Below are 26110 nucleotides of genomic sequence, written 5' to 3'. Positions count from 1 at the left end.
TTTGCGCCTATTTTGTGCCAATTCTGCTGTATCGTTACAATTGGCACTATTCCTGCGCGTAACTACCATGAGAGTGAAGTCTTTTGTTGATCGGCTGCTGCACTGGCGTCATGCCGTTGCAGTTTGGCTGCTTGGCAAGAGCGGCATGTTGCGCGTCCTGATCAGCCTGCTACCCATGCTGCTGCTGCTGCCGCACACGACCGGCATGCTCAGCTACATGCCGGTCACGCGGCTGGAGCAGCACATTTATGACCGGGCCCTGCTGGAGCAGCAGGAAGTACCGAAACTGGACAGCCGCATCGTGATCGTCGATGTGGACGAGTACAGCCTGCAGCAGGTCGGGCGCTGGCCCTGGAGCCGCGAGAAAGTGGCCTTGCTGATGGATGAGCTGTTTGATCGCCAGCAGGTCGGCCTGCTCGGGGTCGATATCCTGTTTGCCGAGCCGCAGCAGGACGATCACGGCGTGCAGGCCGTGCGCGAATGGCTGCGTGATACCGGGCAGGAGGAGAGGGCGCTTTCCAGCGAGATGATGTCCAGCCTGGAACAGCGCCTGAACCGCGATGCCATCCTGGCGCGCTCACTCGAGGGCGAACGCGCGGTGCTGGGTTACTACTACACCCAGGAGCAGCCGCCCCAGCGCTCCGGCCAGCTGCCAGAAGGACTGCGCTTGACGCAGGCGCCGTACCCGGTATCGCAGCGTTTTGGCGAGGTGCCCGACATGACGGGTTATGCCAGCAACCTGGCCTTCCTGATGCAGGCGGCGCCGCGTGGCGGGCATATCAACTCCTATACCGATAGTGATGGCATGCTGCGCAGCATCCCGTTGATCGTGCGTTATCCGGATGAAGGCTTTGGCTACTATCCCTCACTGTCGCTGGCCATGTTCCTGGCCCTGATGCAGCCGCAGCAGTTGCACCTGCGGCCGGTCGATCCCTCCTTGCCGGATTCGTCGCTGGCCGGGGTGGAACTGGTGCAGGATGGCGCGACGCTGCTGTTGCCGACGGCGCGCAATGGCAGCTTCCTGATTCCGTTCAAGAGTCCGGGCGGGCGTCATGGCGGCCACTTCCAGTATTACAGTGCCTCTGACCTGCTGGCCGGCAAGGTCCCGCCAACCACACTCAAGGGCAAGATCGTGCTGCTGGGTGCCACGGCACCGGGCTTGCGCGACTTGCGCGCCACCCCGGTCAACGGCCAGTTCCCTGGTGTGGAAGTGCATGCCACCGCGCTGGCCGCGATGCTGGACGGGGAATTTTTCCACGTACCTGACTATCGTGAAGCCTATGACACCACGGCCGTGCTGCTGACGACACTGGTGCTGATCCTGGTGCTCAACAACATGGGGGCGGTGGGCTCGCTGCTCTGGAGTGCAGGTGCTGCGGCAGGCTGGATGCTGCTGACCCAATACATGTTCTGGCGGCTGGGCCTGGTCCTGCCGGTGGTACCGGTGCTGCTGACCGTGCTGGCGACCTACCTGCTACATGCCAGTTACGGATTCTTCCTGGAAAAGCGCACCAAGCGCCAGCTGGTACACCTGTTTGGCCACTACGTACAAAGCGAGCTGGTGGAGCGCATGGCACGCCAGCCGGAGGCCTACAGCATGCAGGCGCAACTGCGCGACATGACGGTGATGTTCTGTGACCTGCAGCACTTCACCAACATGTCCGAAGACATGGACCCGCAGGAGCTGCAAAGCATGCTCAAGAACATCTTCAACGCCCTGGCAGAGGTGATTGCCAGACACGGTGGCACCATCGACAAGTACATTGGCGATTGCGTGATGGTGTTCTGGGGCGCGCCAGTGCAGGATCAGCATCACGCCTTGCACGCCGTGCAGACCGCACTCGATATCGGCGTGATGCTGAAGAGCTTCAATGCCGGGCAGCAGGCGCGCGGCGAGTTGCCGATTGCCGTCAATATCGGTATCAACAGCGGTTCCATGAGTGTCGGCGACATGGGATCGGACATGCGCCGCAGCTATACCGTGATCGGGGACGCCGTCAACCTGGCAGCGCGACTCGAATCGCTGGCCAAGTGGTACGGCGTGGGCATCCTGGTCGGGCAGGACACGGTGGCGCAATGCCCGGCGTATGCCTGGCGCTGGGTCGACTGCGTACGCGTGGTCGGACGCGTGAAGCCGGTAGACCTGTACAGCCCGGAGGCCTTGTCGCTGCATGACGCCATGGCAGAGGCCGAATGGCAGGTCTGGCAGGATTACACCATGGCCTACCTGCGACGGGACTGGCAGTGCGCAGCCGCCTTGTTGCGCATTCCGTGCGGTCAGATTCCGCCGAAACTGCGACGCCTGTATGGCGTGCACCGTCAACGCATGGACATCTTCCTGGAGCAGCCCCCGTCCGAGAGTTGGGATGGTGCCATGTGGCAAACAGATCAAATGGATGTGTCTTTGGAGTGTTTTTCAGATTTTGAATACAAAGGTAGTATTTAATTCCTGAATTTTGTATACTGCAGCATCTTTCCATGCTGCAGTCCCGGACGGGCTGTCGGCGCTTTTTCCTGCCAGAGGCCTGTCATGCGTCAACGTGTTTCCCGTGGTTTTACCCTGATCGAACTGATGGTGGTGGTTGCCCTGATCGGCATCGCCGCCACGTTTGCCGTCACGTCCTACCAGTCGCATCTGGTGCGTACCCGCGTGATGGAAGGCTTGCAGTTGGCCGAAGCGGCGCGCAACCAGATCGCCACCGAAGGCATCGCCTCGCAGGACGAGCTGGATCGCGTCAGCAATGCCTGGAACCGCCAGGCCGGTGGTTCCGGGGCCAATTCCAAGTTCGTCGAGCGCATCTGCATCAGCAGCCCGGATTGCGCCAACGTCCAGCCCGGCGAGGGCAACGGCAGCATTACCATCGTCTACCGTGGTGATGCCAGCGGCACCGGCACCAACAACCAGCTGCAGCTGATACCGCTGATGCGCAACGCGGCCAATGCCGCCGCTGCCGAGGGATTGCCCGCAGCCCTGGCCGCCGGCAGCAGCGGTGCGCTGGACTGGGCCTGTGTGGCAGAAACGAATACGGCGGCCTTGACGATGGCCGATGCGGCGCTGGTGCCGGTGCTACCGCAGGGCGTACGCCAGGATCTGCTGCCGTCACAATGCCGTTAAGACGATGCAGGCCGGTGGTTGCATAATGCTCGGGTTGTGCCGCATCCTGTTGCCATCATGCAAACCCCTTCTCCTGCTGTTTCCCAGCCGCTGCTGCGCTTTTCGGGCGGGCAGCGCTCGCTGGTTGCCTGGCTGTTCCTGCTCTGCGCCTGCATTCCCTGGCTGAATCCGGTGGCGGGCGGTGCCATGACACCGGCGATCCCGCTGATCACCGGCTGGTTCTGCATCGCCATTCTGTTGCTGCTGTTCCCGGCCTTGCGCGCAGGCGCCATGGCGGCGTATCTGGCGGCCTTTCTGCTCACCGGTGCGGTGCTGGGCGTGCTGCTGGATGTCTCCTGGCAGCTGCTGATGCTGGGCTGCCTGATGATCGGATCGGCGGCACTGGTCGGCGCACGGTTGGCGCAGCAGGACGTGCTGGACCCTGAGCAGCCGGGCAGCCATGCCGTGGCACTGATCGCCTGGAGCTGGCTGATCGCCGGCCTGCTGAGTGCGCTGATCGGCCTGCTGCAGTATTTCCAGCTCACGGCCTGGCTTGGCGGCCTGGTCAACCATGCGCCGGCGGGTCAGGTCTATGGCAATCTGCGCCAGCGCAACCAGTATGCCTCGCTGATGAACATGGCACTGTGGGCGTTGTGGTACCTCTGGTACAGTGGGCGGCTGCAGCGTCTCTGGGGGCGGAGCGAGCAGATCCGGCCGCGCACGGCGGGCCTGGTAGCGCTGCTGCTGATGCTGCCGCTGGCGGTCAGCATGGGGCTCACGCTGTCGCGCACCGGCATGGTGCAGATGCTGCTGACCATGGTGCTGATGCTGTGGTGGACCTGGCGCATGCCGGAGCAGGGCCGTATCGGCCGTCGTCGCAATGTCATGCTGTGGCTGGCGGCGCTGGCGCTGACCTATCTGGTGTCCAGCTATGTGCTGCCCCACTGGCTGGGCGGCGTGGACATCATGGTGCGCGTGCAGGGCGCTGACAGCCGCATGTGCATCAGCCGCACCGTGCTGTGGGGCAATGTGCTGGACCTGATCGCACAGCGGCCCTGGACCGGCTGGGGCTGGGGCCAGCTCGATATCGCCCACTACTACGCCAACTATGCCGATACGCGTTTCTGCGACATGCTGGACAACGCGCACAACCTGCCGCTGCATTTGGCCATTGAACTGGGCGTGCCGGTGGCGGCGCTGTTCTGCCTGCTGCTGGCTGGCTGGGTGCTGTGGAGCCGCCCCTGGGCCGAGCGCTCTGCCACGCGCCAGCTGATGTGGGGCGTGCTGGCGGTGATCGCCATCCACAGCCTGCTCGAATACCCGCTCTGGTACACGCCGTTCCAGCTGGCCTGCGGCCTGGCGCTGGGCGTGCTGCTGGCCAGCCAGCGCCCGTTGCGTGCCAGGTCAGATAGCGCGCTGCAGGGACGCTCCTGGCTGCTGGCGCAGCAGCTGGCGGCGATCGCCATGCTGCTGGGCCTGGCGTATGCGAGCTTCGATTTTGTCCGGGTGACGCAGCTGTATACCCAGCCGCAGGAGCGCAGCTGGCCGTTCCGCGAGCACACCATGGAGCAGGCACAGCGTACGCCGTTGTACCAGAACGCGGTCAACTTCGCCATGCTGAGCGTGGTGCCGCTGACGGCGCAGAATGCCGAAGTGGAGCTGGCGCGCGCCCAGATGCTGATGCACTACAGCCCGGAGGCGCGTGTGGTGCAGCGCATCATCGAGGCGCAACTGCTGCTCGGACGCGATGCCGAAGCCGAACAGGCGCGCCAGCATTTCCAGCAGGTCTATCCACGCCAGCATGATGCCTGGCAGGAGAAGCGCGCGCTGATGGCTGCGTCGCGATAAACAGGCTGCCGCCCGGTTGTACTGCCTTGTAACAGGATTGTCCCGATCGGAAAAGCCGAAGGAATTACAATAGTCGGTTGCATGCCTGCGATTCGTCTGATCAGACGCGTTTGCCGGCAAACCATACATCCCTTAAAAACAGGAGTTTCCGTGTTCATTTCCAACGCTTACGCACAGGCTGCAGCCGGTGCCGATACCGCCTCTTCCCTGATGTCCTTCCTGCCCATGATCGCGATGTTCGCGGTCCTGTACTTCATCATGATCCGTCCCCAGATGAAGAAGCAGAAAGAGCACAAGTCCATGGTCGAGGCGCTGGCTCCCGGCGACGAGGTCGTGACGGCCGGCGGCATCCTGGGCAAGGTGACCAGCGTGCGCGACACCAACATCAACGTGCAGATCGCCGATGGCGTCGAGATCCAGCTGCAGCGCAGCGCCGTGGTGCAGGTGCTGCCCAAGGGTACGCTGAAGTAATCTGCTTCCCGGGTGCAGGCGTCTGCCTGCACCGGCTTCGGCCACGCCCCGGCCGTACCAGGGGCGACTGGTTGCCGCTGCTGCCAGCGGCAACCGCTTGATGGAAAGAATCTGCCATGAACCGTTATCCGGTCTGGAAATACCTAGTCATGCTGGTGGCCGTGCTGATCGGACTGATCTACACGCTGCCCAACTTCTTTGGCGAGGCGCCTGCGGTGCAGGTGTCGTCCATGCGTTCCACCGTCACGGTGGACAGTGGCGTGCAGGAGCGCGTGCAGGCTGCCCTGGCGGCAGAACAGCTCACGCCCGATGTCGTCACGCTCGAAAACAACCACCTGCTGGTGCGCTTCGGTTCGCCGGACCAGCAGCTGAAGGCGCGTGATGTGGTCGAGCGCACGCTCAACCCGGATGCGGCCGATCCGTCCTATGTGGTGGCGCTGAACCTGGTGTCGCGTTCGCCGGCCTGGCTGACGGCGCTGCACTCCAAGCCGATGTACCTGGGCCTGGACCTGCGTGGTGGCGTGCACTTCATGTTGCAGGTCGACATGCAGACCGCGCTCAGCAAGCGCCTCGATTCCTTTGCCAGCGACATCCGCACGCTGATGCGTGACAAGGAGCTGCGCTACACCGACGTGGTGCGCAATGGCGACACCATCGAGACCATCTTTGCCGATGCCGCGACTGCCGAGCAGGCGCGCAACGCGATCCAGGACAACGTGATGGAGCTGCAGGCCGAGCTGCAGCAGGGCGATGCCAACCGCGTGGTGGCGCGCTACAAGCCGGCCGAGGCGACCCGCTTCCAGGAGCAGGCGCTCAAGCAGAACATCCTGACGCTGCAGAACCGCATCAACGAGCTGGGCGTGGCCGAGCCAGTGATCCAGCAGCAGGGCCTGGATCGCGTGGTGGTGCAGCTGCCGGGCGTGCAGGACACCGCCAAGGCCAAGGAAATCCTGGGCCGTACCGCCACGCTGGAACTGCGCATGGTGGATGAAAGCACCGAAGGCCGTGCCGCCGAAATGGGCAGTGGCCCGGTGCCGTTTGGCAGCGAGAAATTCCTCAACCGCGAAGGCCGTACCGTCATCGTCAAGAAGCAGGTGGTGCTCACCGGCGAGAACCTGACCGATGCGCAGCCGGGCTTCGACAGCCAGACCCAGGAACCCACCGTCAACCTGACGCTGGACAGCAAGGGCAGCACGATTTTCCGCAACATCACGCGTGACAACGTCGGCAAGCGCATGGCCATCCTGCTATTCGAGAAGGGCAAGGGCGAAGTCGTGACCGATCCGGTGATCCGTACCGAAATCGGCGGTGGCCGCGTGCAGATCAGCGGTCGCATGACGACGCAGGAAGCTGCCGACACCTCGCTGCTGCTGCGTGCCGGCTCGCTGGCGGCGCCGATGGAAATCGTGGAAGAGCGCACCATCGGTCCGAGCCTGGGTGCCGACAACATCGAGAAGGGTTTCAAGAGCGTGGCCTGGGGTTTCGCTGCAGTGACCCTGTTCATGATCGTCTACTACCACCTGTTCGGCGTGTTCTCGGCGATTGCGCTGACGGTCAACCTGCTGCTGCTGATTGCCGTGCTGTCCATGTTGCAGGCGACGCTGACGCTGCCAGGCATGGCGGCCATGGCGCTGACGCTGGGCATGGCGATTGACTCCAACGTGCTGATCAACGAGCGTATCCGCGAGGAATTGCGTGCCGGGGTCGCGCCGCAGTCGGCCATCCATGCCGGTTATGACCGCGCCTGGGCCACCATCATCGACTCCAACGTGACTTCGCTGATCGCCGGTCTGGCGCTGCTGGCCTGGGGCTCCGGCCCGATCCGCGGTTTTGCCGTGGTGCACTGCCTGGGTATCGCCACCTCGATGTTCTCCTCCGTGTTCTTCTCGCGCGGTCTGGTCAACCTCTGGTATGGCCGCCAGCGCAAGCTGAAGACGGTGTCCATCGGCACGGTCTGGAAACCCACGGACGACGCGGCCGGCAAGGCCTGATCCGCCACAGAACAAGGACAACATCATGGAGTTTTTCCGGATCAAGAAAGACATACCGTTCATGCGGTATGCGCTGATCTTCAACATCATCTCGTTCGCGACCTTTGCCCTGGCCGTGTTCTTCCTGGTCACGCGTGGCCTGCACCTGTCGGTGGAATTCACCGGCGGTACCGTGATGGAGGTGGCCTACAGCCAGCCGGCCAAGATCGAGCAGGTGCGTGATACGGTTTCCGGCCTCGGTTACCAGGACGTGCTGATCCAGAACTTCGGCTCTTCGCAGGAAGTGATGATCCGCCTGCCGCTGGTGGAAGGCGTGACTTCGGCCCAGCAGAGTGACCAGGTACTGGCGGCACTGCAGACCGCCAACCCGGACGTGACGCTGCGGCGTGTCGAGTTCATCGGGCCGCAAGTGGGGCAGGAACTGTTCCACAACGGCCTGAAGGCGCTCGGTTTCGTGATCCTCGGCATCATCATCTACCTGGCGATCCGCTTCGAGTGGAAGTACGCGGTGTCGGCGGTGATCGCCAACATGCACGACATCGTCATCATCCTGGGCTTCTTTGCCTTCTTCCAGTGGGAGTTCTCACTCTCTGTGCTGGCGGCGGTGCTGGCGGTGCTGGGCTATTCGGTGAACGAGTCGGTGATCATTTTTGACCGTATCCGCGAAACCTTCCGCCGCTACCGCAAGATGAACACGGTCGAGGTGATCAACCATGCGATCACCAGCACCATCAGCCGGACCATGATCACCCACGGTTCTACCGAGACCATGGTGCTGGCGATGCTGATCTTCGGTGGCCAGGCGCTGCACTACTTCTCGCTGGCGCTGACCATCGGTATCGTGTTCGGCATCTACTCCTCGGTGTTCGTGGCGGCTGCCATTGCCATGTGGCTGGGCATCAAGCGCGAAGACCTGGTCAAGCCACAGCGCAAGGATCCGCGTGACGATCCGAACGCGGGTGCCGTGGTCTGACGACCTGGCCTGACAGACAGCAAGGCCTGCGCACAGCAGGCCTTGTTGCCTTCTGAAAAGGGGTTTGTTGATGGACTGGTTTATCGTCATCGCGGCATCGCTGTTTGCCGGCTTTGTGGACGCGATCGTGGGCGGCGGCGGCCTGATCCTGGTGCCGGCGCTGTTTGCGACCTTCCCGAACATGGTGCCGGCGACGCTGCTGGGCACCAACAAGTCGGCCTCGGTCTGGGGCACCACCTTTGCCACCTGGCAGTTCAGCCGGCGTGTGCGTATGCCCTGGCGTGCCATGCTGCCGGCCGCTGCGGCTGGTTTTGCCGGCTCCTTTGTCGGCGCCTGGCTGGTGACCATGGTGAACCCGGATTTCCTGCGCAAGGCGCTGCCCTTCGTGCTGCTGCTGATCCTGGCCTACACCCTGGTCAAGAAGGATCTGGGTACGCAGCATACGCCGCGCTGGGTCGGTCGCAACGAGATCCTGGCGGCCAGCCTGATCGGTCTGGCGCTGGGTGTCTATGACGGTTTTTTTGGCCCCGGTACCGGCAGCTTCCTGGTGTTCCTGCTGGTGCGCGTGCTCGGTTATGACTTCCTGCACGCCTCGGCCGGTGCCAAGCTGATCAACGTCAGCACCAACGTGGCGGCGATTGCGCTGTTTGCCAGCAAGGGCCATGTCTGGTGGCAGTTGGGCCTGGCGATGGCTGTAGCCAATGTGGTTGGCAGCCTGATCGGTTCGCGCATGGCGCTCAAGCACGGCAGCGGCTTTGTGCGCATCGCCTTTATCCTGGTGGTGCTGGCGCTGGTGCTCAAGACCGGTTACGACGCCTTCCTGAAGGCCTAGCGCACGCCGTAGCGTTCGCGGTAGGCCAGCACCTGCGCATGGCTGGCAGCCAGCTCCGCGCTGGCGTGCTGCGGCTGCTGCAGGTAACCCAGCAGGTCGTCCAGCGAAGCAATGGCGCAGACATCCATGCCGAGTTCGCGGCGCACGTACTGCACGGCGCTGTAGGGCACGTCCTGGCCGTTTTCGGTCGCCATTTCCTGACGGTCCAGCGCCACCGCCACGGCTGACGGCGTGGCGCCGGCGGCCTGGATCAGGGCAATCGATTCACGTACGGCAGTGCCGGCCGACATCACGTCATCGACGATCAGCACGCGGCCCAGCAGCGGCGCGCCCACCAGGCTGCCGCCTTCGCCGTGGTCCTTGGCTTCCTTGCGGTTGTAGGCAAACGGCAGGTTGCGGCCCAGGCGCGCCAGTTCCACCGCCACGGCCGCGACCAGCGGGATGCCCTTGTAGGCCGGGCCGAACAGCATGTCGAACTGGATGCCGCTGGCGATGATGCGTTCAGCATAGAATTGAGCCAGCCGGCCCAGCATGGCGCCATCGTTGAACAGGCCGGCATTGAAGAAATAGGGCGATTGGCGACCGGCCTTGGTCGTGAAGCTGCCAAAGCACAGCACCCCGCAATCCACTGCAAATGCCACAAAGTCCTGGGCAAGGGAGTCCTGGGAAGGGGTGTTAGCGGGCTGGTTCATGGGTTTGTCCGATCAATCAACTGTACAGAATCAACAAAGGAGTGCACGCCAGGTGTTTCGCTTGACCAGTCTCAACCTCAACGGCATCCGCTCGGCCACCACCAAGGGTCTGGAACCCTGGCTGGCAGCGCATGCCCCTGATTGTATGTGTGTCCAGGAGGTGAAGGCGCAGCAGGCCGACATCGTGGGCAAGTTCGAGGTGCTGGCGGAGATGCAGGGCTACTTCCACTTTGCCGAGAAGAAGGGCTATTCAGGCGTCGGCATCTACACCCGGCATGAGCCCAGCGATGTGCGCATCGGCTATGGCTCGCCCGAATTTGATGCTGAAGGCCGCTATATCGAGCTGCGCTTTGATACGCCGCAGCGCGCGCTGTCCATCATCAGCTGCTATTTCCCGAGCGGATCTTCGGGGGAGCTGCGCCAGGCTGCCAAGTACCGATTCCTGGACGAGATGTATCCCTACCTGCTGGAGCTCAAGCAGAACCGCGAATTTATCCTGTGTGGCGACGTGAATATCGCGCACAACGAGATCGACCTGAAAAACTGGAAGGGCAACCGCAAGAACAGCGGCTTCCTGCCCGAGGAGCGCGCCTGGATGACGCGCTTGCTGGCCGAGGCCGGCATCGTGGACGTGTACCGCCAGCTCAAGCCCGAAGCCACCGACGAGTGCTACACCTGGTGGAGCAACCGCGGCCAGGCCTATGCCAAGAACGTGGGCTGGCGTCTGGATTACCACCTGGCGACGCCGGCACTGGCGCGCCACGCGCATACCGAGTCCATCTACAAGGACGAGAAGTTCTCGGACCACGCGCCGATCACCATCGATTACGACTTTACCCTGCAAGGGAGCTGACATGCTGCACTACCACACCATCCCCGTGACCCCGTTCCAGCAGAACTGCTCCATCCTCTGGTGCGACCAGACCATGGAAGGCGCGGTGGTGGATCCGGGCGGCGACCTGCCGCGCCTGCTGGCCTTTGCCGAGAAGCAGGGCATCCAGCTCAAGCAGATCCTGCTGACGCACTGCCACGTGGACCACTGCGCCGGCACCGCCGACCTGGCCGAGCATCTGGACCTGCCCATCATCGGCCCGCACGAAGGCGACCAGTACTGGATCGACGCGCTGCCGCAGACGGCGGTCAACTACGGTTTTCCGCCGGCGCGCGTGTTCACGCCGACGCGCTGGCTGGTGGATGGCGATACGGTGCAGGTGGGCAAGAGCACGCTGCAGGTGCGCCACTGCCCGGGCCATACGCCGGGCCATGTGGTGTTCTATTCGCCGGAAGCGAATCGCGCCTTTGTCGGCGACGTGCTGTTTGCTGGCTCCATTGGCCGAACCGACTTCCCCGGTGGCGATTACGACACGCTGATTGCCAGCATCACGCAGCGCCTGTGGCCCATGGGCAACGACACCGTGTTCATTCCCGGCCACGGCCCGGAAAGCACATTTGGCCGCGAGCGCGTCAGCAACCCGTTTGTGGCGGGCACCTGATCGGGCGCCTCCATGGCATCTGCCGCAGTATGGCAAAAGATGCCGCCAGCCCGCTGAATTGGCTCCGGGGCGTGATACAACGTTGACCATGTCTGCATCTTCTGAAACTGCCGCTGCCACGCGCCCGACCTGGCGCGAATCCCTGCGCGTCTACCTGGAGCCGGCCAGCCTGCGCATGCTGGCGCTGGGTTTCTCGGCCGGCCTGCCCTTGTTGCTGGTATTGGGCACCCTGAGCTTTCGCCTGCGCGAGGCCGGTATCGACCGTGCCACCATCGGTTTTCTGAGCTGGGTGGGCCTGGCCTATGGCTTCAAGTGGGTCTGGGCCCCGCTGGTGGACCGGGTGCCGATTCCGCTGCTGACACGCTGGCTGGGCCGGCGGCGCAGCTGGCTGCTGCTGGCCCAGCTGGGCATCGTGGGCGGGCTGGTGGCCATGGCGCTGGGCAACCCGCAGCAGGGCCTGTTTGCCGTCACGGCGGCGGCGCTGGTGGTGGCCTTCAGCTCGGCCACGCAGGACATTGCGCTCGATGCCTTCCGTATCGAATCGGCCGAAACCGAAAAACAGGCGGCGCTGGCCGCCACTTACCAGACCGGCTACCGCCTGGCCATGATCTGGGCTGGTGCCGGTGTGCTGTGGCTGGCAGCGGGGGCGGAAACCGCCGGCAGCGGCTACCAGAACCAGGCCTGGATGACCGCCTATCTGGTGATGGCAGCTTCCATGCTGGTGGGCATCGTGACGGTGCTGCTGGCCCCTGAGCCGGTACCGGTGGCACAGCCCAGTCCGCGCACCCCGGGCGAATGGCTGCGCCAGACCCTGGTCGATCCCTTTGCCGATTTCTTCCGCCGCTACCGCTGGCAGGCCGCGCTGATTCTGGCGCTGATTGGCGTGTACCGCATCAGCGATGTGGTGATGGGCATCATGGCCAATCCTTTTTACGTGGACATGCAGTACACCAAGGCCGAAGTGGCGGCGGTGACCAAGATCTACGGCGTCATCATGACGCTGGTGGGGGCCTATGTAGGCGGCATCCTGTCCATGCGCTTTGGCGTGATGCGCATCCTGATGCTGGGCGCGATCACCAGTGCCATCAGCAACCTGCTGTTTGCCTGGCTGGCCGGACACGGCCATGACGTCAACGCCCTGATCCTGGTGGTCTCGGCTGACAACCTGGCCGGCGGCATCGCCTCGGCAGCCTTTATTGCCTATTTGTCCAGCCTGACCAATATCCAGTATTCCGCCACGCAGTATGCGCTGTTCTCGTCGCTGATGCTGCTGCTGCCCAAGTTCGTGGCCGGCTGGTCTGGCGCGTTTGTGGACCAGTTTGGTTACGCCACCTTCTTTACCAGCACGGCGCTGCTGGGGCTGCCGGTGCTGGTGCTGGTGTGGTTGGCGGGGCGGGTGCTGGTGGTGCAGGAGAAGCGGCCATGAAGCATATTCTGGTGGTAGGGGGTGCAGGCTACATCGGCTCGCACATGGTGTGGCTACTGGGCCAGCGCGGCGTGCGCGTCACGGTGCTGGACAACCTGAGTGCCGGCCATGCCGATGCCGTGTTGCATGGCGAGCTGGTGGTGGGCGACATGGCCGATGCCGCCTTGCTGGACCGCCTGCTGGCCGAGGGCGCCTTTGATGCCGTCATGCATTTTGCCTCCTGCATCCAGGTGGGCGAGTCGGTGGCCGATCCTGGCAAGTATTACGCCAACAACGTCTCCAACACGATCACGCTGCTCAATGCCATGCAGCGGCACGGTGTCAGGCAGTTTGTCTTTTCCTCCACCGCGGCCACCTTTGGCGAACCGCAATACACGCCCATTGACGAGCGCCATCCGCAGCAGCCGATCAACCCGTATGGCCGCACCAAATGGATGATTGAGCAGGCATTGGCCGATTATGAGCAGGCCTACGGGCTCCAGTCGGTGTGCCTGCGCTATTTCAACGCGGCAGGCGCGCATCCGGATGGCCTGCTGGGGGAGCGCCACGAACCGGAAACGCACCTGATCCCGCTGGTGCTGCAGGCGGCCTCTGGTCGTCGCAGCCATATCAGCGTGTTCGGCCGCGATTACGACACACCGGACGGCACCTGCATCCGCGACTATATCCACGTGATGGACCTGGCCGATGCGCATTGGCTGGCGCTGGAGTACCTGGCTGCCGGTGGCCGGAGTACGGCCTTCAACCTGGGGAACGGCGATGGCTATTCCGTGCAGCAGGTGATTGATGTGGCGCGGCAGGTGACGGGACGTGCCATTCCGGTGCAGGAAGGGCCGCGTCGTGCGGGCGACCCGGCCCGGCTGGTGGCGGATGCCGCAAGGGCGCGGGAGGTGCTCGGGTGGCGGCCCGGGCGGGCTGATCTGGCGCAGATTGTGGGGGATGCTTGGGGGTGGGAACAGAGTGCTTGCTGAATTTTTTGCTAGCTATTCTTTTGCTCGAGGAATGAGACATTATTCACGTTGGAAGATTTCTCCATCATTTTTTTTGATAAATTTAAAATAATATTTTTGGAGATTGATGTGGCAATTGTAGCTAGTCTCTGGATTGGGGAAGGGCTGAGTGTAGTTGAGCAAGCAAGTATTCGATCCTTCCAAAAGGTTGGCGATCATTTTGTACTTTATGCATATGGTCCAGTTTCGGGAGTGCCAGAAGGAGTTGAAGTAAGGGATGCGCAGGAGGTGTTTCCCTGCACCAATATTGTCAGGCATAAGAAAACGGGTAGTCCTGCCATTCATGCGGACTTGTTTCGCTATGCTTTGCTTGAGAAGGTAGGCTTGATTTGGGTTGATTTGGATGTCATAGCTTTGAAGTCGTTCGAATTTTCGGGGGATTATGTTTTTGCGTATGAAAGTGCTGCTAGTGTGGCGAATGGCATACTGAAGCTCCCTCCGGAATCAGAAACTTTGAAGCAATTGCGGGCTATTAAGATGGATACCAAAGGGTATCCTCCGCAAGTAACTGGCCTCCGTCGGCTCAGATATCATGTGAAATATTTGGGGCGTAAGCTGCCAATTGATCGTTGGACTTGGGGGTCTACAGGGCCAAAAGCTTTAACGTATTTTTTGAAAAAATATGGGGAGATTCATCATGCATTGCCCATATCATCTTTCTATTCGATACCTCTGGAGCGAGCTCGAGATTTTGTCATTCCCGGTAAAATAACATCAGAAAGCTTGCCGGAAGATGCATGGGCCGTGCACTTGTGGGGAACCGAGTTGCGTAAGTGTATTGATCGGGAGTTGCATGGTGTGGTGCCAGAAGGTTGCTTCTTGTCTGCGTATTTGAGTTAGTGCAAGTGCTTTTTCCGAGGAATGATGTATTTTTTTGAAGTGTCTAGTGCGTGATTTTTTAATGTGATGGCTCCCTTCGGTTTGTGATTCCTGTGTCGTTGGGGTGGCTTGTGGCGATATCTCTTTCACTTAATATCTGTTCGTCTATGTCTGCACTGCCGGTAATTCATACCATGTATTGGGATAATATCCCGTTGAATATTTTGAGGAAGCAGCAGTCTGTTGCTGAACACTTGGATCTGCCATTGCAGCAGGAGCGCGCGCACAAAAAGCCCCATGGCGTCTGGATGCGGGAAGTGCTGGAGCGCCATGCATCTGAAGATATCGTTATCTTCTGCGATATTGATGCCTTCCCCCTGCATCGCGATGCCTATTTGCAGGCCGTGTCCCATGCGCAGCGCGGAGCCCTGTTCGGCCTGGCGCAGTTCTCCAACCACAAGCCGGGCAATGAGGTGTATGCCGGCCCCATGTTCATGGCGCTACGCAAGCAGTTGTGGGAGGACCTGGGCAAGCCCGATTTGCAATCCAGCAAGCAGCATGATGCTGCAGAGGTCCTGAGTGCGCTGGCGCGCGCACGGGGTGTTGAAGTCGTGATGTCCGAGCCCACGGCTACCCTGATATCCAAGTGGGCGCTGGGATCGGAAGGGGTGTTCGGCATTGGCACCTTTTATGGCAGGCGCGACTTCTTTCATCTGTTCGAATCCAGGAAGCCGGCATACGGAGCCTTGCTGGCTGCGGTGGCCGATGATGTGATCGGCAACAGGCCGCTGAACTTTGCCCGCTATCTGGAACTGGCCCAGTCGCTGGACGATGAGGAGATGGCTCCGGCGCGCAGCACCTGGAAATTCTGGGGGCGCTAACCATGTCGAATCCTGTGGCATCCGGGGATTTGCCCGTAGTCTTCATCAATCTGGACAAGGATGCGCAGCGGCGGGCACGTGTCGAGGCGGAGTTTGCACGCCTGGGCGTGGCTGGCGAGCGCTTTCCTGCCGTCTGGTGGAAACAGTTGCCACCCGAGGTACAGGCCGGCATGTACAGCCCGGAGCTGAACCAGACGCAGTACTACAAGCCCTTGGTAGATGGTGAAAAAGGCTGCTACGCCAGCCATATCCAGGCCTGGCAGCAACTGTTGCGTGGTACGGCAGCGGCCATGGTGGTGCTGGAGGACGATGTCGTACTGGACGATGCCTTTTCCGAGGTCGTGCAGGCGATTGCCGCCCTGCCGCCAGACTGGGACATGGTCAAGCTGATGGGGCGTTTTGGCGATGAAAAGGTACGCGCCAGCAAGCCGTTGACGACGCGCCATGCCTTGATCCAGTACCGGCGCGTGCCGAGCATGACGGCGGGGTACGTGGTCAGTCGGCGTGGTGCGCAGAAGCTGCTGGCAAGTCGCCTGCCGTTTGGACGTCCGATCGATGTGGACTTGCGTTTCTGGTGGGAAAATGACCTGCAGATTCTGGGCGTTCAGCCGCCTGTAGTTGCCCTGGATGTGACCAGCGAGGTCAGCAGTATTGAAGGTCCCCGGCCGCCAGTGGGCTGGTCCATGCGCTGGCGCAAGCTCATGATGAAGGTTGGACTGACCTGGGGCAATACCTTGCATGCGCGGGAACAGGGTAAGCTGTAAGCCGCCTGTGCCCAGCGCCTGCCAGTCACAACGTGGCGGACTCTGCTGATGCGGAGAGGCTTATCCGGTCCAGATCGGGAAGCGGTGCATGGTCATGCAGGGCACGCAGCAGGGTGGCATAGCGCGCCATCATGAGGGAGCGCGAAAAGGCCGCAAAAGCCTTGGCCCGACCGGCGGCAGCCAGTTTCCGGGCGGTAGCAGGATCTTCCAGCAGGTGCTGGATGGCCTTGGCCAAGGCCGCAGGATCATTTTCAGGTACCAGCAGGCCGTTCTGGCCGTGGTCAATGACATCCTGTACCCCGACGACATCGGTGCCTATGCAGGCGCAGCCAGCCGCCATGCCTTCCACCAGTGACAGCCCCATGCCTTCGTAATGGGTGGAAAGGATGTTGAGCTGCTTGCCGGACATGAAGGCAGGCAGATTGTCGACATGCCCAAGGAATTCGACTTGTTCTTCCAGTCCGAGCGAGTGGGCCAACTGCCGGGTTTGCTGCAACAGTCTGGCCTTGCCCTTTCCCGCAAGGTACAGTCGGGGACGCAGCCCCTGCCTGGCCAGCAGGCTCAGTGCCAGCAACAGGGTTTTGTGGTCTTTCTGTCTGGCAAAGCGGGCGGCCATGACGAGGGATGGTTCCCGTTGCTCCCAGGGCACTAGCTGGCTGGCTGGGAATCTGGCCAGATCGATGCCGTTAGGGATAGCCAGACACTTTCCCGTTGGAAAGCCCAGTCCGATCAAGTGCTGGCGAACGCCGTTGGTGACGCCGACGATGGCCGCCGTGTGCTGTGTCAGCCACAGCGCCTGTTTCAGCCTCCAGGACGTATAGCGCTCACGCGCATTGTGTTCCACATGCACCAGCTTGGGCACATGTGCCAGCAGCCCGGCATAACGCCCCCACAAATGGTCACTGAAGCCGTGCGCCACCAGAATATCCGGCTGCCACTCCAGCGCTATCTTGCGCAGGCTCAGCACCGTGGCCAGGTGCGACCAGCCGGGTACCACGCGGACATCCAGCCCCTTGTCGCGCAGGGCCTGGACGCGTGCCGCATCGGTATTGCGTTTGCGGCGCAATACCAGCAACACCTGCATGTCCTGGCCTTGCTGCGCGGCCAGACACAAGTCCACCGCTACCTGGGTAGCGCCGGAAAAGCCCCCGGTGACAAAGTGCAGGACGCGCATGAAAGCCTGTCAGGCCTCAATGCCCGTGCGCGACAACTTCACCTTCCTTCAGCTTGTACACCGTCCCGCAATACGGGCACTTGCCCTCGCCATGCTTCGACACATTGATGTACACGCGCGGATGGCTGTTCCACAGCTCCATGCCGGCCAGCGGGCTGGGGCAGAACACTTCGCCGGCCTGGTTCAGGTCGCTGGCCTTGATTTCTACAGCTTTGCTCATGGGGTATCTCCGTGCAGGGGGGTTACACCAGCGCCAGCCAGTGTGCGTACTTGGGATTGCGACCGTTCACGATATCGAAGAAGGCGCTCTGGATCTTTTCGGTGATCGGGCCGCGGCGGCCGATACCGATCTGCACGCGGTCCATCTCGCGGATCGGCGTGACTTCGGCGGCGGTGCCGGTGAAGAACATCTCATCGGCAATATAGCATTCGTCGCGCGTGATGCGCTTTTGCACCACTTCCAGGCCCAGGTCCTTGCAGATCTGGAATACGGTATTGCGCGTGATGCCGTTCAGGGCGCCAGCCGACAGGTCCGGCGTGTAGACCACGCCATCCTTGACGATGAACACGTTTTCGCCCGACCCTTCGCTGACAAAGCCGGCGCTGTCCAGCAGCAGGGCCTCGTCGTAGCCGTCATCGGTGGCTTCCATATTGGCCAGGATCGAGTTGGTGTAGTTGCTGGCGGTCTTGGCCTGCGTCATGGTGATGTTGACGTGGTGGCGCGTGAAGCTGCTGGTCTTGATGCGGATGCCCACGGCCATGCCTTCTTCGCCCAGGTAGGCGCCCCAGTTCCAGGCGGCGATCATCACGTGGGTCTTGTTGCCCTTGGGCGAAACGCCCAGCTTCTCGGAGCCCAGCCACACCAGCGGACGGATGTAGGCGCTTTCCAGATTATTCTCGCGCAGCACTGCCTTGTGCGCTTCGTTGACCTCTTCCTGCGTCATCGTCATGGGAATGCGCAGGATCTTGGCGCTGTTGAACAGGCGCCTGGTGTGGTCTTCCAGACGGAACACGGCCGTGCCCTTGTCGGTCTGGTAGGCGCGGACGCCTTCAAAAGCGGCGCAGCCATAGTGCAGGCTGTGGGTGAGCACGTGCACCTTGGCGTCACGCCAGTCCACCAGCTGGCCGTCCAGCCAGATCTTGCCGTCGCGGTCGGACAGGGCATTGGGTGCGCTCATGGGTGATTCCTTTTCTTGTCAGTCGCCGGCAGGCCATCCTGCCGTTCTCGTCATAAATAGTAGCAACCAGCAAGTTTACGCCGAATTGACGCCAGATGCAGCCCCCGGCCAGTCCTTGACTCGGGGGCAAACCCTGCGCGCGGGTCAGCGTGCCGCCGCGCGCGCCTGTTCCAGCCAGCTGTCAAACAGGCGCTGGTGCGCCTTGATCCAGCCGTCGGCGTGTTTCTCGATATCGCGGCGCTTGTTGGCGCCCTGGAACATCGCCATGTTCTGCGTGTTGATGTTGGCCACCGGCAGCTGCATCACGCTGAACAACTTGGCTGCAGCCGGATTCGCCTCGATAAAGGCGCGATTCGCCATGATGTGCTGGTTGTTGACGATAAAGCCGTAGTCCTTGCCATTCGGCAGGACGGTGCTTTCTGCGCCAGCGGCGGCCTGGGTCTTGGGGACTTCCAGCCAGACCACGTCCTTGCCGGGCTTCATCACGTTGCTGACCCAGTAGGGCGTCCAGGTGTAATAGAACACCGGCTGGCCTTGCTGGTAGCGCGTGATGGTATCGGCAATCAGCGCCGAGTAGTTGCCCTGCACGTGCTGGATACTGCCGCGCAGCTGGAACTGGTCCAGATGTGATTCGATCGCCTTTTCGCAGCCCCAGCCGGGGTTGCAGCCGGTCAGGTTGGCCTTGCCGTCGCCATCGGTATCGAACAACTTGGCAATCGCAGGATCTTTCAGCTGGCCGATATGCGTGATGTTGTGCGCTTCGGCGGTCTTCTTGTCGATCAGGTAGCCTTGCAGCGCACCGGGCGAGTAGATGCCCTCGCGCCACAGCTTGGCGTCACCGCCGGAGTTCTGGTAGAAGCTCTCGTGCAGGCGGTCCCAGTGCGAGGCGAGGAAGGTGGCGTCGCCATTGGCAATCGCCAGGTGGGCGGCGGTGTACTCCACCTCGCGGATCGGCTGCACGTCATAGCCGAGCTGTTCCAGGGCCTTCGTCACCAGCAGCGCCTGGAAGGTTTCTTCGGCGATATTGCTTTGCAGCGGGTAGACCTTGACGCCCTTGCCGGGCTGGTCGGCAGCCGTCTGGGCCTGGGTGCCGATGGCGGCAGAGGAGAGCAGGCCGGCCAGCAGCAGGCCGCGGGCGAGGGAGCGGAAGGAGCGCAGGGAAAACGTCATGGAATCATCCTTGTTCTGTGGTGTTCTGGGAGTCAGGCTCGGGCCGTGGCCGGTGTGGCCGGTGTGGCGGTTGCGGCAGGGCGGGCCGGCTGGCGTTGCAGCAGTCGGTTGAGCAGGCCGACCGGGCCGCGCTGGTGCCAGCGCAGGCCGTGGCGGTCCTGCTGGCCCATGGCCTGGGTCACGCGGTCGAGCAGGATCGCCAGGATCACGATGCCGATGCCGCCCACGGTGGCCAGGCCCATGTCGAGGCGGCCAATGCCGCGCAGCACCATCAGGCCCAGGCCGCCGACGGCGATCATGGAGGCGATCACCACCATCGACAGGCTGAGCATCAGCGACTGGTTGATGCCGGCCATGATGGACGGCATGGCCAGCGGCATCTGCACCTTGGTCAGCATTTGCCAGGGCGAGGCACCATAGGCACGCGCCGCCTCGATCAGGTCCGGACGCACCTGGCGGATGCCAAGCGAGGTCAGGCGCACCAGCGGTGCCAGTGCAAAGATGATGGTGACGATCACACCCGGCACGTTGCCGATGCCGAACAGCATCACCACCGGCACCAGGTAGACGAAGGCCGGCGTGGTCTGCATTGCGTCCAGGATGGGCCGGATGATGCGCTCGGCGCGATCGCTGTTGGCGAGCCAGATGCCGAGCGGCAGGCCGAGCACGATGCAGAAGAACAGCGAGGTTAGCACCAGCGACAGCGTCACCATCGCTTCGGACCAGATGCCGAGAATCGCAATGACGAATAGCGACACCAGCGTGCCGATGGCGAGACGGGCGCCGGCCAGCTGCCAGGCCAGCAGCGCCAGCAGCATGATCATGGCCCAGGCTGGCGGGAACTGCAGCGCCGCTTCGACGCCACCCAGAATTGCATCGACTGGTTCACGCAGGGTCTGGAACAGCGGGCGGAAGCGTTCGACGAACCAGTCCAGGCCGTCGTTGATCCAGTCCTGCACCGGCAGGCTGCCGTCGAACAGCTGGCCGATCGAGAAACCGGCTTCGTTGCCTGTCGTCTGCGTCAGCTCGGCGGCGCTGGTGGCGAGGCCGTCGAGCGCCTCGTTTTCCTGCACGGCGTCCGGGCCGTTGATCCAGTTGTCGCTGCCGTCTGGCGCGGCCACCGTGTAGGGATCGACAAAGCCGTCGGTGCCGGCAGCGGCGTCCAGCGCCTCGTTCGGAGTCACGGCATCGGGGCCGTTGATCCAGTTGTCATTGGTATCGGGGGTGACCGCCTCATAGGGGTCCTGGTTCATTGTGGTGCTCATGGGCAGGGGTTCCTTCAGGCCTGGGCGGTGGCCGTGTCTGCAGCGACATCGGCTTCAGCGGTTTCTGGCAGCGGGTTGCCATGGATATCGGTATCGGGATCGAGGAAGCGCAGCAGCGTGTTCTTGCTGATGCTGCCCTTGTAGCGACCTTGCTCATCCACGATAGGCAGCGGGCAGGGGCTGGACAGTACCTTGCTGTAGAGCTCCTTGATCGGGTGGTTGCTGTCAACGGCCTCTACCTCGGGCAGGTAGGCGTGTTGCAGGCCGAGCGGGCCGTGGTGGCCGCGCAGCGCGCTGCGGATCGAATCGGTCGACACCACGCCGAGGAAGCGGTGCCGGGTATCGACGACATAGGCCCACTGGTGGTCGTGGTCCTCCATGCGCTGCAGGGCAGGACGGCAGCCGCGCTCCGGGCTGACGGCGACTTCCACCGGCATGCGGCGCGCGATGTCGCCAGCCTTGAACACCGCCGAGGTGTCGACGCCGCTGATGAAGCTGCGCACGTAGTCGTCGGCCGGGCTCAGCAGGATTTCCTCCGGCGTTCCCACCTGCACCACCTGGCCGTCCTTCATGATGGCGATGTGGTCGCCAATGCGCATCGCCTCGTCCAGGTCGTGCGAGATGAAGACGATGGTGCGGCGCTTCTCTTGCTGCAAGCGCAGCAGCTCGTCCTGCATTTCGGTGCGGATGATCGGGTCCAGCGCCGAAAACGCCTCGTCCATCAGCAGGATCGCCGGATCGGCGGCCAGGGCGCGTGCCAGGCCGACACGCTGCTGCATGCCGCCGGACAGTTCGTCCGGATAGCTGTCGGCCCAGACTTCCAGCCCGACCTGGGCCAGCGCCTCGTGCGCCTGGCGCAGTCGCACTTCCTTGTCCACGCCGGCCAGCTCCAGGCCGAAGGCGGTGTTGTCCAGCACCGTCAGGTGCGGCAGCAGGGCAAACGACTGGAACACCATGCTGATGTCCTTGCGGCGGAAGCCGCGCAGCTGCTGCTCGTTGTACTGGTTGATGTCATCGCCATCGACCAGGATGCGGCCGGCAGTGGGTTCGATCAGCCGGTTCAGCATGCGCACCAGGGTGGATTTGCCGGAGCCGGACAGGCCCATGATGACGAAGATTTCGCCAGCCTCGATGGTGAAGCTGGCGTCGAACACGCCAATCGAAGCGCCGGTCTGCGCCACGATGTCCTGCTTGCTCAGGCCTTGCCGGGCCAATGCCAGGGCCTTGTCAGGCTCCTTGCCAAAGACCTTGAACAGGTGTTCGATGGAGATGCTTTTTGCCATGCGTACGTCCTCATTGCGGGGGCAGACGACGGACTGACGCTGTTGCGTGAATGACGAGCCCGGGGACACGCCAACAACAGGCCGGTGATGCCGACTGCCTGTGGTGGGGCGAGGCACCGGCATCGCGTGGACGACGGGCCCCGTACGGGTGCGGAATGCGCAGTGATTCCCTGGATGCCTGGCACCACAAGGGGCTGACAGGCAGCTCCGGCGGCAGGCGGCGACCGGCAGGGTGCCGGCCGATCAAAGCGGCTTATTCTAACATGTCACAAGATGCCGTCAAATTGCGTCAATTGGCGGCAAATGACAGCAGGATGTTGCATTAGTCTAGGGTGCGCACCAGTTCCATGGCCTGCTCGACACGTTCCACCGGGTAAATCGTCAGGCCTTCCAGTTCCTTGCCGGGCTTTTTCGGGGCGTTCGCCTTGGGCACGATGGCGACGCTGAAACCGAGCTTGGCGGCCTCTTTCAGGCGCTCCTGGCCGCGTGGTGCCGGGCGGATTTCCCCCGCCAGGCCGACCTCGCCAAAGGCCAGGAATCCTTTGGGCAGGGGCTTGCCGCGCAGGCTGCTGGTGATGGCCATCAGCACCGCCAGGTCGGCTGCCGGTTCGCTGATGCGCACGCCACCCACGGCATTGACGAACACGTCCTGGTCGCCGGTCGCCACGCCGCCATGGCGGTGCAGCACCGCCAGCAGCATCGCCAGCCGATCCCGTTCCAGGCCGACGCTGAGCCGGCGCGGGCTCGGCCCGCTGCCATCGACCAGCGCCTGTACCTCTACCAGCAGCGGCCGGCTGCCTTCCAGCGTCACCAGCACGCAGCTGCCCGGCACCGGGTCGCCATGCGTGCTCAGGAAGATTGCGCTCGGGTTGCTGACGCCTTTCAGGCCCTTGTCGGTCATGCCGAACACGCCGATCTCGTTGACGGCGCCAAAGCGGTTCTTGATGGCGCGGATCAGGCGGTAGGCGCTGTGCGTATCGCCCTCGAAGTACAGCACGGTGTCGACAATGTGTTCGAGCACGCGCGGACCGGCGAGCTGGCCGTCCTTGGTCACGTGGCCGACGAGGATCACCGAGGTGCCATTGGCCTTGGCAAAGCGCGTCAGGTGCGCCGCGCATTCGCGCACCTGCGCCACGCTGCCGGGCGCGCTGCTGAGCGCATCGCTGTACATGGTCTGGATCGAATCGATCACCGCCACCTGCGGCTGCTCGGTCTGCAGCGTGCCCAGGATCTTCTCCAGCTGGATCTCGGCCAGCACGCGCACCTGTGAACCATCCAGACCCAGGCGTTGTGCGCGCAAGGCAACCTGTGACGCGCTTTCCTCGCCGGTCACGTACAGCGTCTGCTGGCCCTGCAGCTGCAGCGCATCGAGCGCCTGCAGCAGCAGCGTGGACTTGCCGATGCCGGGATCGCCGCCAATCAGCACCACGCAGCCTTCCACCACGCCGCCGCCGAGCACCCGGTCCAGCTCGCCGATGCCCGAGGGCGTGCGCGCCACCGACTGCGCCCGGATATCCGACAGCGTGGCTACTTCCGAGGCACCGCCCAGCGCCTGCGGCTGGCTGCTGAGCCGGTTCTTGCCGACCACGCCTTGCGCCGGATTCAGCGTCACTTCTTCCAGGCTGTTCCAGGCGCCACAGGACGGACACTTGCCGAGCCAGCGCGGGCTGGCAGCACCACAGGCGTTGCAGATGAATTGGGATTTTGGGGAGGCCATGGGGGGATTGTAGGGGGCGAAGCCAGCTGCTTTCGCCTCACACCTCCGGCGCCCGCCAGGCCAGCGCCGCCGCCAGATCAGGCGCAGGCAGTGGCAAGGCCTGCACCGTGCAGCGGCTGCGTTGCAAGTCGATGTTCTGCGACCATTCCCGCAGACCGGTGCGCAGGCACTTGTCGGCAGCCTCGATGCCGGCCCAGCGCGTGGCGCAGGCGTGCGTATCGCTGGCAGAGGCCCCGGCCGGTCCACCATACAACTGCAGCACCTCAGCCCAGCCTTGTTCGTCGAGCAGGCCGGCGGCCGTCACATCAACCCCCAACGGCAACGGGCCGATCGCCAGCAGCGCCTGACCCGGCTCACCGGCTGGCAGCGGCAGGTAGGACCAGGACAACCACAGGTCGGGCGAGCTGGTCGGGGCGTGCCAGCTTTGCGCGGCATAGGCCAGGTCCGGTGGATGCTGTGCGCCGGGCGGCCAGTGGATCTGCCCCAGGCTGCTGGCGGGAAACTGCCGGTTCAGGATCTGCGCCGCCTGCTGGCGCACCTCCGCACGCTGCTGCTCACGCGCAGCGACGGACAGCTGCAGCCACCACAGGCCGATCGCGCCGTGCGGCGTGGTGACATGGAAGGCGGTGGGCAGCGGTGCCTGCATGCCAAGTTCAGCGTTCGGCCTTGAGCGCCAACGCCCGTTCATACAGGCTGTTACGCGCTGCCCCGGTAATCTCAGCCGCCAGCTTCACCGCGCCCTTGGTCGGCAGCTCCGCCAGCAGCAGGCGCAGCACGCGCTCGCTGTCGGCATCCAGGCTGTCATCGGTATCAGCCTGCGCTGCAGCCGCGTGCACCACCACCACGAACTCGCCCTTGCTGCGCTCCGGCGCCTCGGTCAGCCAGTCCGCCAGTTGCTGTGCTGGCAGTGTCGTGATCGCCTCGAACTGCTTGCTGATTTCGCGCGCCAGCGTTACCGGGCGTTCTTCCAGCTGTGCCAGGCCCTGCGCCAGGGCCTCGATCCGGTGCGGCGCCTCCAGCAGCACCACGGCGCGCGATTCCGCCGCCAGCGCCTGCAGCGCCTGCTGGCGTTCCTGCCCCTTGACCGGCAGAAAGCCGGCAAAGATCCAGCCATCAGCCAGCCCGTTCACGCCGTTCGCCTGGCCACCGCCCAGCACGCCGGAAGCACTCAGTGCCGTGGTCACGCTGCTGGCGCCGGGCAGCGGCATCACGCGGTAACCTGCCGCCGTCACCACCTGCACCAGCCGCGCACCCGGATCGCTGATACCCGGCGTGCCGGCATCGCTCACATAGGCCACGCGCTGCCCCTGCTGCAGGCGCTCCAGCACCTGCTGCGCCGCCGCTTCCTCGTTGTGCTGGTGCAGCGCCAGCAGCCGGCGCGCACTGGCATCGATGCCATAGGCGCGCAGCAAGCGTGCCGTGTGGCGCGTGTCCTCGCAGCCCACCACATCGGCCAGCTGCAGCACATGCAGCGCACGCAGCGTGATGTCGGCCAGATTGCCGATCGGCGTTGGCACCAGATACAGCGTGGCCTGCGGATAGGACTGGCGTCCGGCGGCAGCGTTCGCCGCGGCCAGTGCTGGTGCAAAATCGGTGGTCAGGGTTTCGGACAAGGATCTTCCTCGATGAGCAAAGCGGCACACACCACCCGCGAGACCGGTCAGCAGGCCGAAGACAGCGCCATTGCCTGGCTGGAGCGGCAGGGGCTGGTGCTGCTGCAGCGCAATTTCCGCACGCCGGGACGGGGTGGGGGTGAAATTGACCTCATTATGCGGTCAGCCGATGGCACGCTGGTGTTTGTCGAAGTGCGCCACCGCGCCAACGCTGTCCATGGCGGTGCCGCGGCCAGCATCACGCACGGCAAGCGCCGCCGCATCATCCTGGCGGCGCGTCACTACCTGATGCAGCTGCGCCGTGAACCGGTATGCCGTTTCGATGCCATGGTCTGCGATGGCCCGCTGCCGGAGCAAGGCGGCCACTGGCAATGGCTGCAGGCCGCTTTCGATGCCTCCTGAACGTCTGGTTGCAA

25 protein-coding genes are annotated in these 26110 nt (G+C 63.3%); 15 read left to right on the top strand and 10 right to left on the bottom strand.

Annotated elements, in window-relative coordinates; translation table 11 throughout:
- The first annotated feature begins 145 nt into the window (after positions 1-145).
- The 7 genes from ACI3EV_RS10780 (at position 146) to ACI3EV_RS10750 (ending at position 9209) form a co-directional block, all read left to right on the top strand.
- Positions 146-2446: an adenylate/guanylate cyclase domain-containing protein gene (locus ACI3EV_RS10780; RefSeq protein WP_337689982.1), complete on the top strand. Its 2301-nt coding sequence runs from the start codon at positions 146-148 to the stop codon at positions 2444-2446.
- Between the two features lie 84 nt (positions 2447-2530).
- Positions 2531-3115 carry a prepilin-type N-terminal cleavage/methylation domain-containing protein gene (locus tag ACI3EV_RS10775; RefSeq protein ID WP_337689984.1) on the top strand — a complete coding sequence of 195 codons (585 nt, stop codon included), beginning with the start codon at positions 2531-2533 and terminating at the stop codon, positions 3113-3115.
- A gap of 57 nt (positions 3116-3172) precedes the next feature.
- On the top strand, positions 3173-4942 hold the full coding sequence (locus tag ACI3EV_RS10770) for a Wzy polymerase domain-containing protein (protein WP_337689986.1): 1770 nt from the start codon (positions 3173-3175) through the stop codon (positions 4940-4942).
- 210 nt (positions 4943-5152) lie between these two features.
- Complete coding sequence (gene yajC / locus ACI3EV_RS10765) at positions 5153-5413, top strand: preprotein translocase subunit YajC (RefSeq protein WP_329769809.1); 261 nt, start codon at positions 5153-5155, stop codon at positions 5411-5413.
- A gap of 116 nt (positions 5414-5529) precedes the next feature.
- On the top strand, positions 5530-7404 hold the full coding sequence (gene secD, locus ACI3EV_RS10760) for a protein translocase subunit SecD (RefSeq protein WP_337689988.1): 1875 nt from the start codon (positions 5530-5532) through the stop codon (positions 7402-7404).
- A gap of 25 nt (positions 7405-7429) precedes the next feature.
- The gene (secF, locus tag ACI3EV_RS10755) at positions 7430-8377 is read left to right on the top strand and encodes a protein translocase subunit SecF (RefSeq protein ID WP_337689990.1); all 948 of its coding nucleotides are present in this window, start codon (positions 7430-7432) and stop codon (positions 8375-8377) included.
- Positions 8378-8447: 70 nt separating this feature from the next.
- Complete coding sequence (locus ACI3EV_RS10750; RefSeq protein WP_337689993.1) at positions 8448-9209, top strand: TSUP family transporter; 762 nt, start codon at positions 8448-8450, stop codon at positions 9207-9209.
- Here ACI3EV_RS10750 and pyrE read toward each other — a convergent pair.
- The gene (pyrE, locus tag ACI3EV_RS10745) at positions 9206-9901 is read right to left on the bottom strand and encodes an orotate phosphoribosyltransferase (protein WP_337689995.1); all 696 of its coding nucleotides are present in this window, start codon (positions 9899-9901) and stop codon (positions 9206-9208) included. The two genes, ACI3EV_RS10750 and pyrE, sit on opposite strands and share 4 nt — an antisense overlap.
- Before the next feature lie 52 nt (positions 9902-9953).
- Here pyrE and ACI3EV_RS10740 point away from each other — a divergent pair, with 52 nt between their 5' ends.
- The 7 genes from ACI3EV_RS10740 to ACI3EV_RS10710 all read left to right on the top strand — a co-directional run bounded on the left by ACI3EV_RS10740 (position 9954) and on the right by ACI3EV_RS10710 (position 16294).
- Positions 9954-10754, top strand: a complete 801-nt coding sequence (locus tag ACI3EV_RS10740) for an exodeoxyribonuclease III (RefSeq protein WP_337689997.1) — start codon at positions 9954-9956, stop codon at positions 10752-10754.
- Position 10755: 1 nt separating this feature from the next.
- Complete coding sequence (locus ACI3EV_RS10735; protein ID WP_337690000.1) at positions 10756-11394, top strand: MBL fold metallo-hydrolase; 639 nt, start codon at positions 10756-10758, stop codon at positions 11392-11394.
- Positions 11395-11482: 88 nt separating this feature from the next.
- Positions 11483-12820, top strand: a complete 1338-nt coding sequence (locus ACI3EV_RS10730; RefSeq protein WP_337690001.1) for an AmpG family muropeptide MFS transporter — start codon at positions 11483-11485, stop codon at positions 12818-12820.
- Positions 12817-13791, top strand: coding sequence for a UDP-glucose 4-epimerase GalE (gene galE, locus ACI3EV_RS10725; RefSeq protein WP_337690003.1), 975 nt, complete (start codon positions 12817-12819; stop codon positions 13789-13791). The genes ACI3EV_RS10730 and galE overlap by 4 nt, the downstream gene beginning before the upstream one ends.
- 48 nt (positions 13792-13839) lie before the next feature.
- Entirely contained in the window at positions 13840-14670 is an 831-nt protein-coding gene (locus tag ACI3EV_RS10720) for a hypothetical protein (RefSeq protein WP_337690005.1), read from the top strand.
- Between the two features lie 146 nt (positions 14671-14816).
- A complete protein-coding gene (locus ACI3EV_RS10715) occupies positions 14817-15530 on the top strand; it encodes a hypothetical protein (RefSeq protein WP_337690007.1) in 714 nt (237 codons plus the stop codon).
- A gap of 2 nt (positions 15531-15532) precedes the next feature.
- On the top strand, positions 15533-16294 hold the full coding sequence (locus tag ACI3EV_RS10710) for a glycosyltransferase family 25 protein (protein WP_337690009.1): 762 nt from the start codon (positions 15533-15535) through the stop codon (positions 16292-16294).
- 25 nt (positions 16295-16319) lie between these two features.
- On the opposite strand, the gene ACI3EV_RS10705 is transcribed toward ACI3EV_RS10710, so the two are convergent.
- The 9 genes from ACI3EV_RS10705 to rsmI all read right to left on the bottom strand — a co-directional run bounded on the left by ACI3EV_RS10705 (position 16320) and on the right by rsmI (position 25682).
- The gene (locus tag ACI3EV_RS10705; RefSeq protein WP_337690010.1) at positions 16320-17468 is read right to left on the bottom strand and encodes a glycosyltransferase; all 1149 of its coding nucleotides are present in this window, start codon (positions 17466-17468) and stop codon (positions 16320-16322) included.
- 16 nt (positions 17469-17484) lie between these two features.
- The gene (locus tag ACI3EV_RS10700) at positions 17485-17688 is read right to left on the bottom strand and encodes a zinc-finger domain-containing protein (RefSeq protein WP_018714640.1); all 204 of its coding nucleotides are present in this window, start codon (positions 17686-17688) and stop codon (positions 17485-17487) included.
- A gap of 22 nt (positions 17689-17710) precedes the next feature.
- Positions 17711-18646: a branched-chain amino acid transaminase gene (locus ACI3EV_RS10695; protein WP_337690015.1), complete on the bottom strand. Its 936-nt coding sequence runs from the start codon at positions 18644-18646 to the stop codon at positions 17711-17713.
- 144 nt (positions 18647-18790) lie between these two features.
- The gene (gene proX / locus ACI3EV_RS10690; protein ID WP_329769501.1) at positions 18791-19816 is read right to left on the bottom strand and encodes a glycine betaine/L-proline ABC transporter substrate-binding protein ProX; all 1026 of its coding nucleotides are present in this window, start codon (positions 19814-19816) and stop codon (positions 18791-18793) included.
- Positions 19817-19848: 32 nt separating this feature from the next.
- On the bottom strand, positions 19849-21081 hold the full coding sequence (gene proW / locus ACI3EV_RS10685) for a glycine betaine/L-proline ABC transporter permease ProW (RefSeq protein WP_337690019.1): 1233 nt from the start codon (positions 21079-21081) through the stop codon (positions 19849-19851).
- A gap of 14 nt (positions 21082-21095) precedes the next feature.
- Positions 21096-22364 (bottom strand): glycine betaine/L-proline ABC transporter ATP-binding protein ProV, encoded by a 1269-nt coding sequence (gene proV, locus ACI3EV_RS10680; protein WP_337690021.1) that lies wholly within the window; start codon positions 22362-22364, stop codon positions 21096-21098.
- Positions 22365-22686: 322 nt separating this feature from the next.
- A complete protein-coding gene (gene radA, locus ACI3EV_RS10675) occupies positions 22687-24081 on the bottom strand; it encodes a DNA repair protein RadA (protein WP_337690024.1) in 1395 nt (464 codons plus the stop codon).
- Positions 24082-24118: 37 nt separating this feature from the next.
- Positions 24119-24727, bottom strand: a complete 609-nt coding sequence (locus ACI3EV_RS10670; protein ID WP_337690026.1) for a hypothetical protein — start codon at positions 24725-24727, stop codon at positions 24119-24121.
- Between the two features lie 7 nt (positions 24728-24734).
- Complete coding sequence (gene rsmI / locus ACI3EV_RS10665; protein ID WP_337690552.1) at positions 24735-25682, bottom strand: 16S rRNA (cytidine(1402)-2'-O)-methyltransferase; 948 nt, start codon at positions 25680-25682, stop codon at positions 24735-24737.
- Between the two features lie 24 nt (positions 25683-25706).
- Here rsmI and ACI3EV_RS10660 point away from each other — a divergent pair, with 24 nt between their 5' ends.
- Positions 25707-26096 carry a YraN family protein gene (locus tag ACI3EV_RS10660; protein WP_337690028.1) on the top strand — a complete coding sequence of 130 codons (390 nt, stop codon included), beginning with the start codon at positions 25707-25709 and terminating at the stop codon, positions 26094-26096.
- Positions 26097-26110 lie beyond the last annotated feature (14 nt).

The organism is Allobrachymonas wangyanguii (assembly GCF_045055315.1).
In the GTDB taxonomy this organism is placed as follows: domain Bacteria; phylum Pseudomonadota; class Gammaproteobacteria; order Burkholderiales; family Burkholderiaceae_C; genus Brachymonas; species Brachymonas wangyanguii.
The sequence above is the reverse complement of the archived record's forward strand: the minus strand, read 5'-3'. Positions and strand labels throughout refer to the sequence as shown.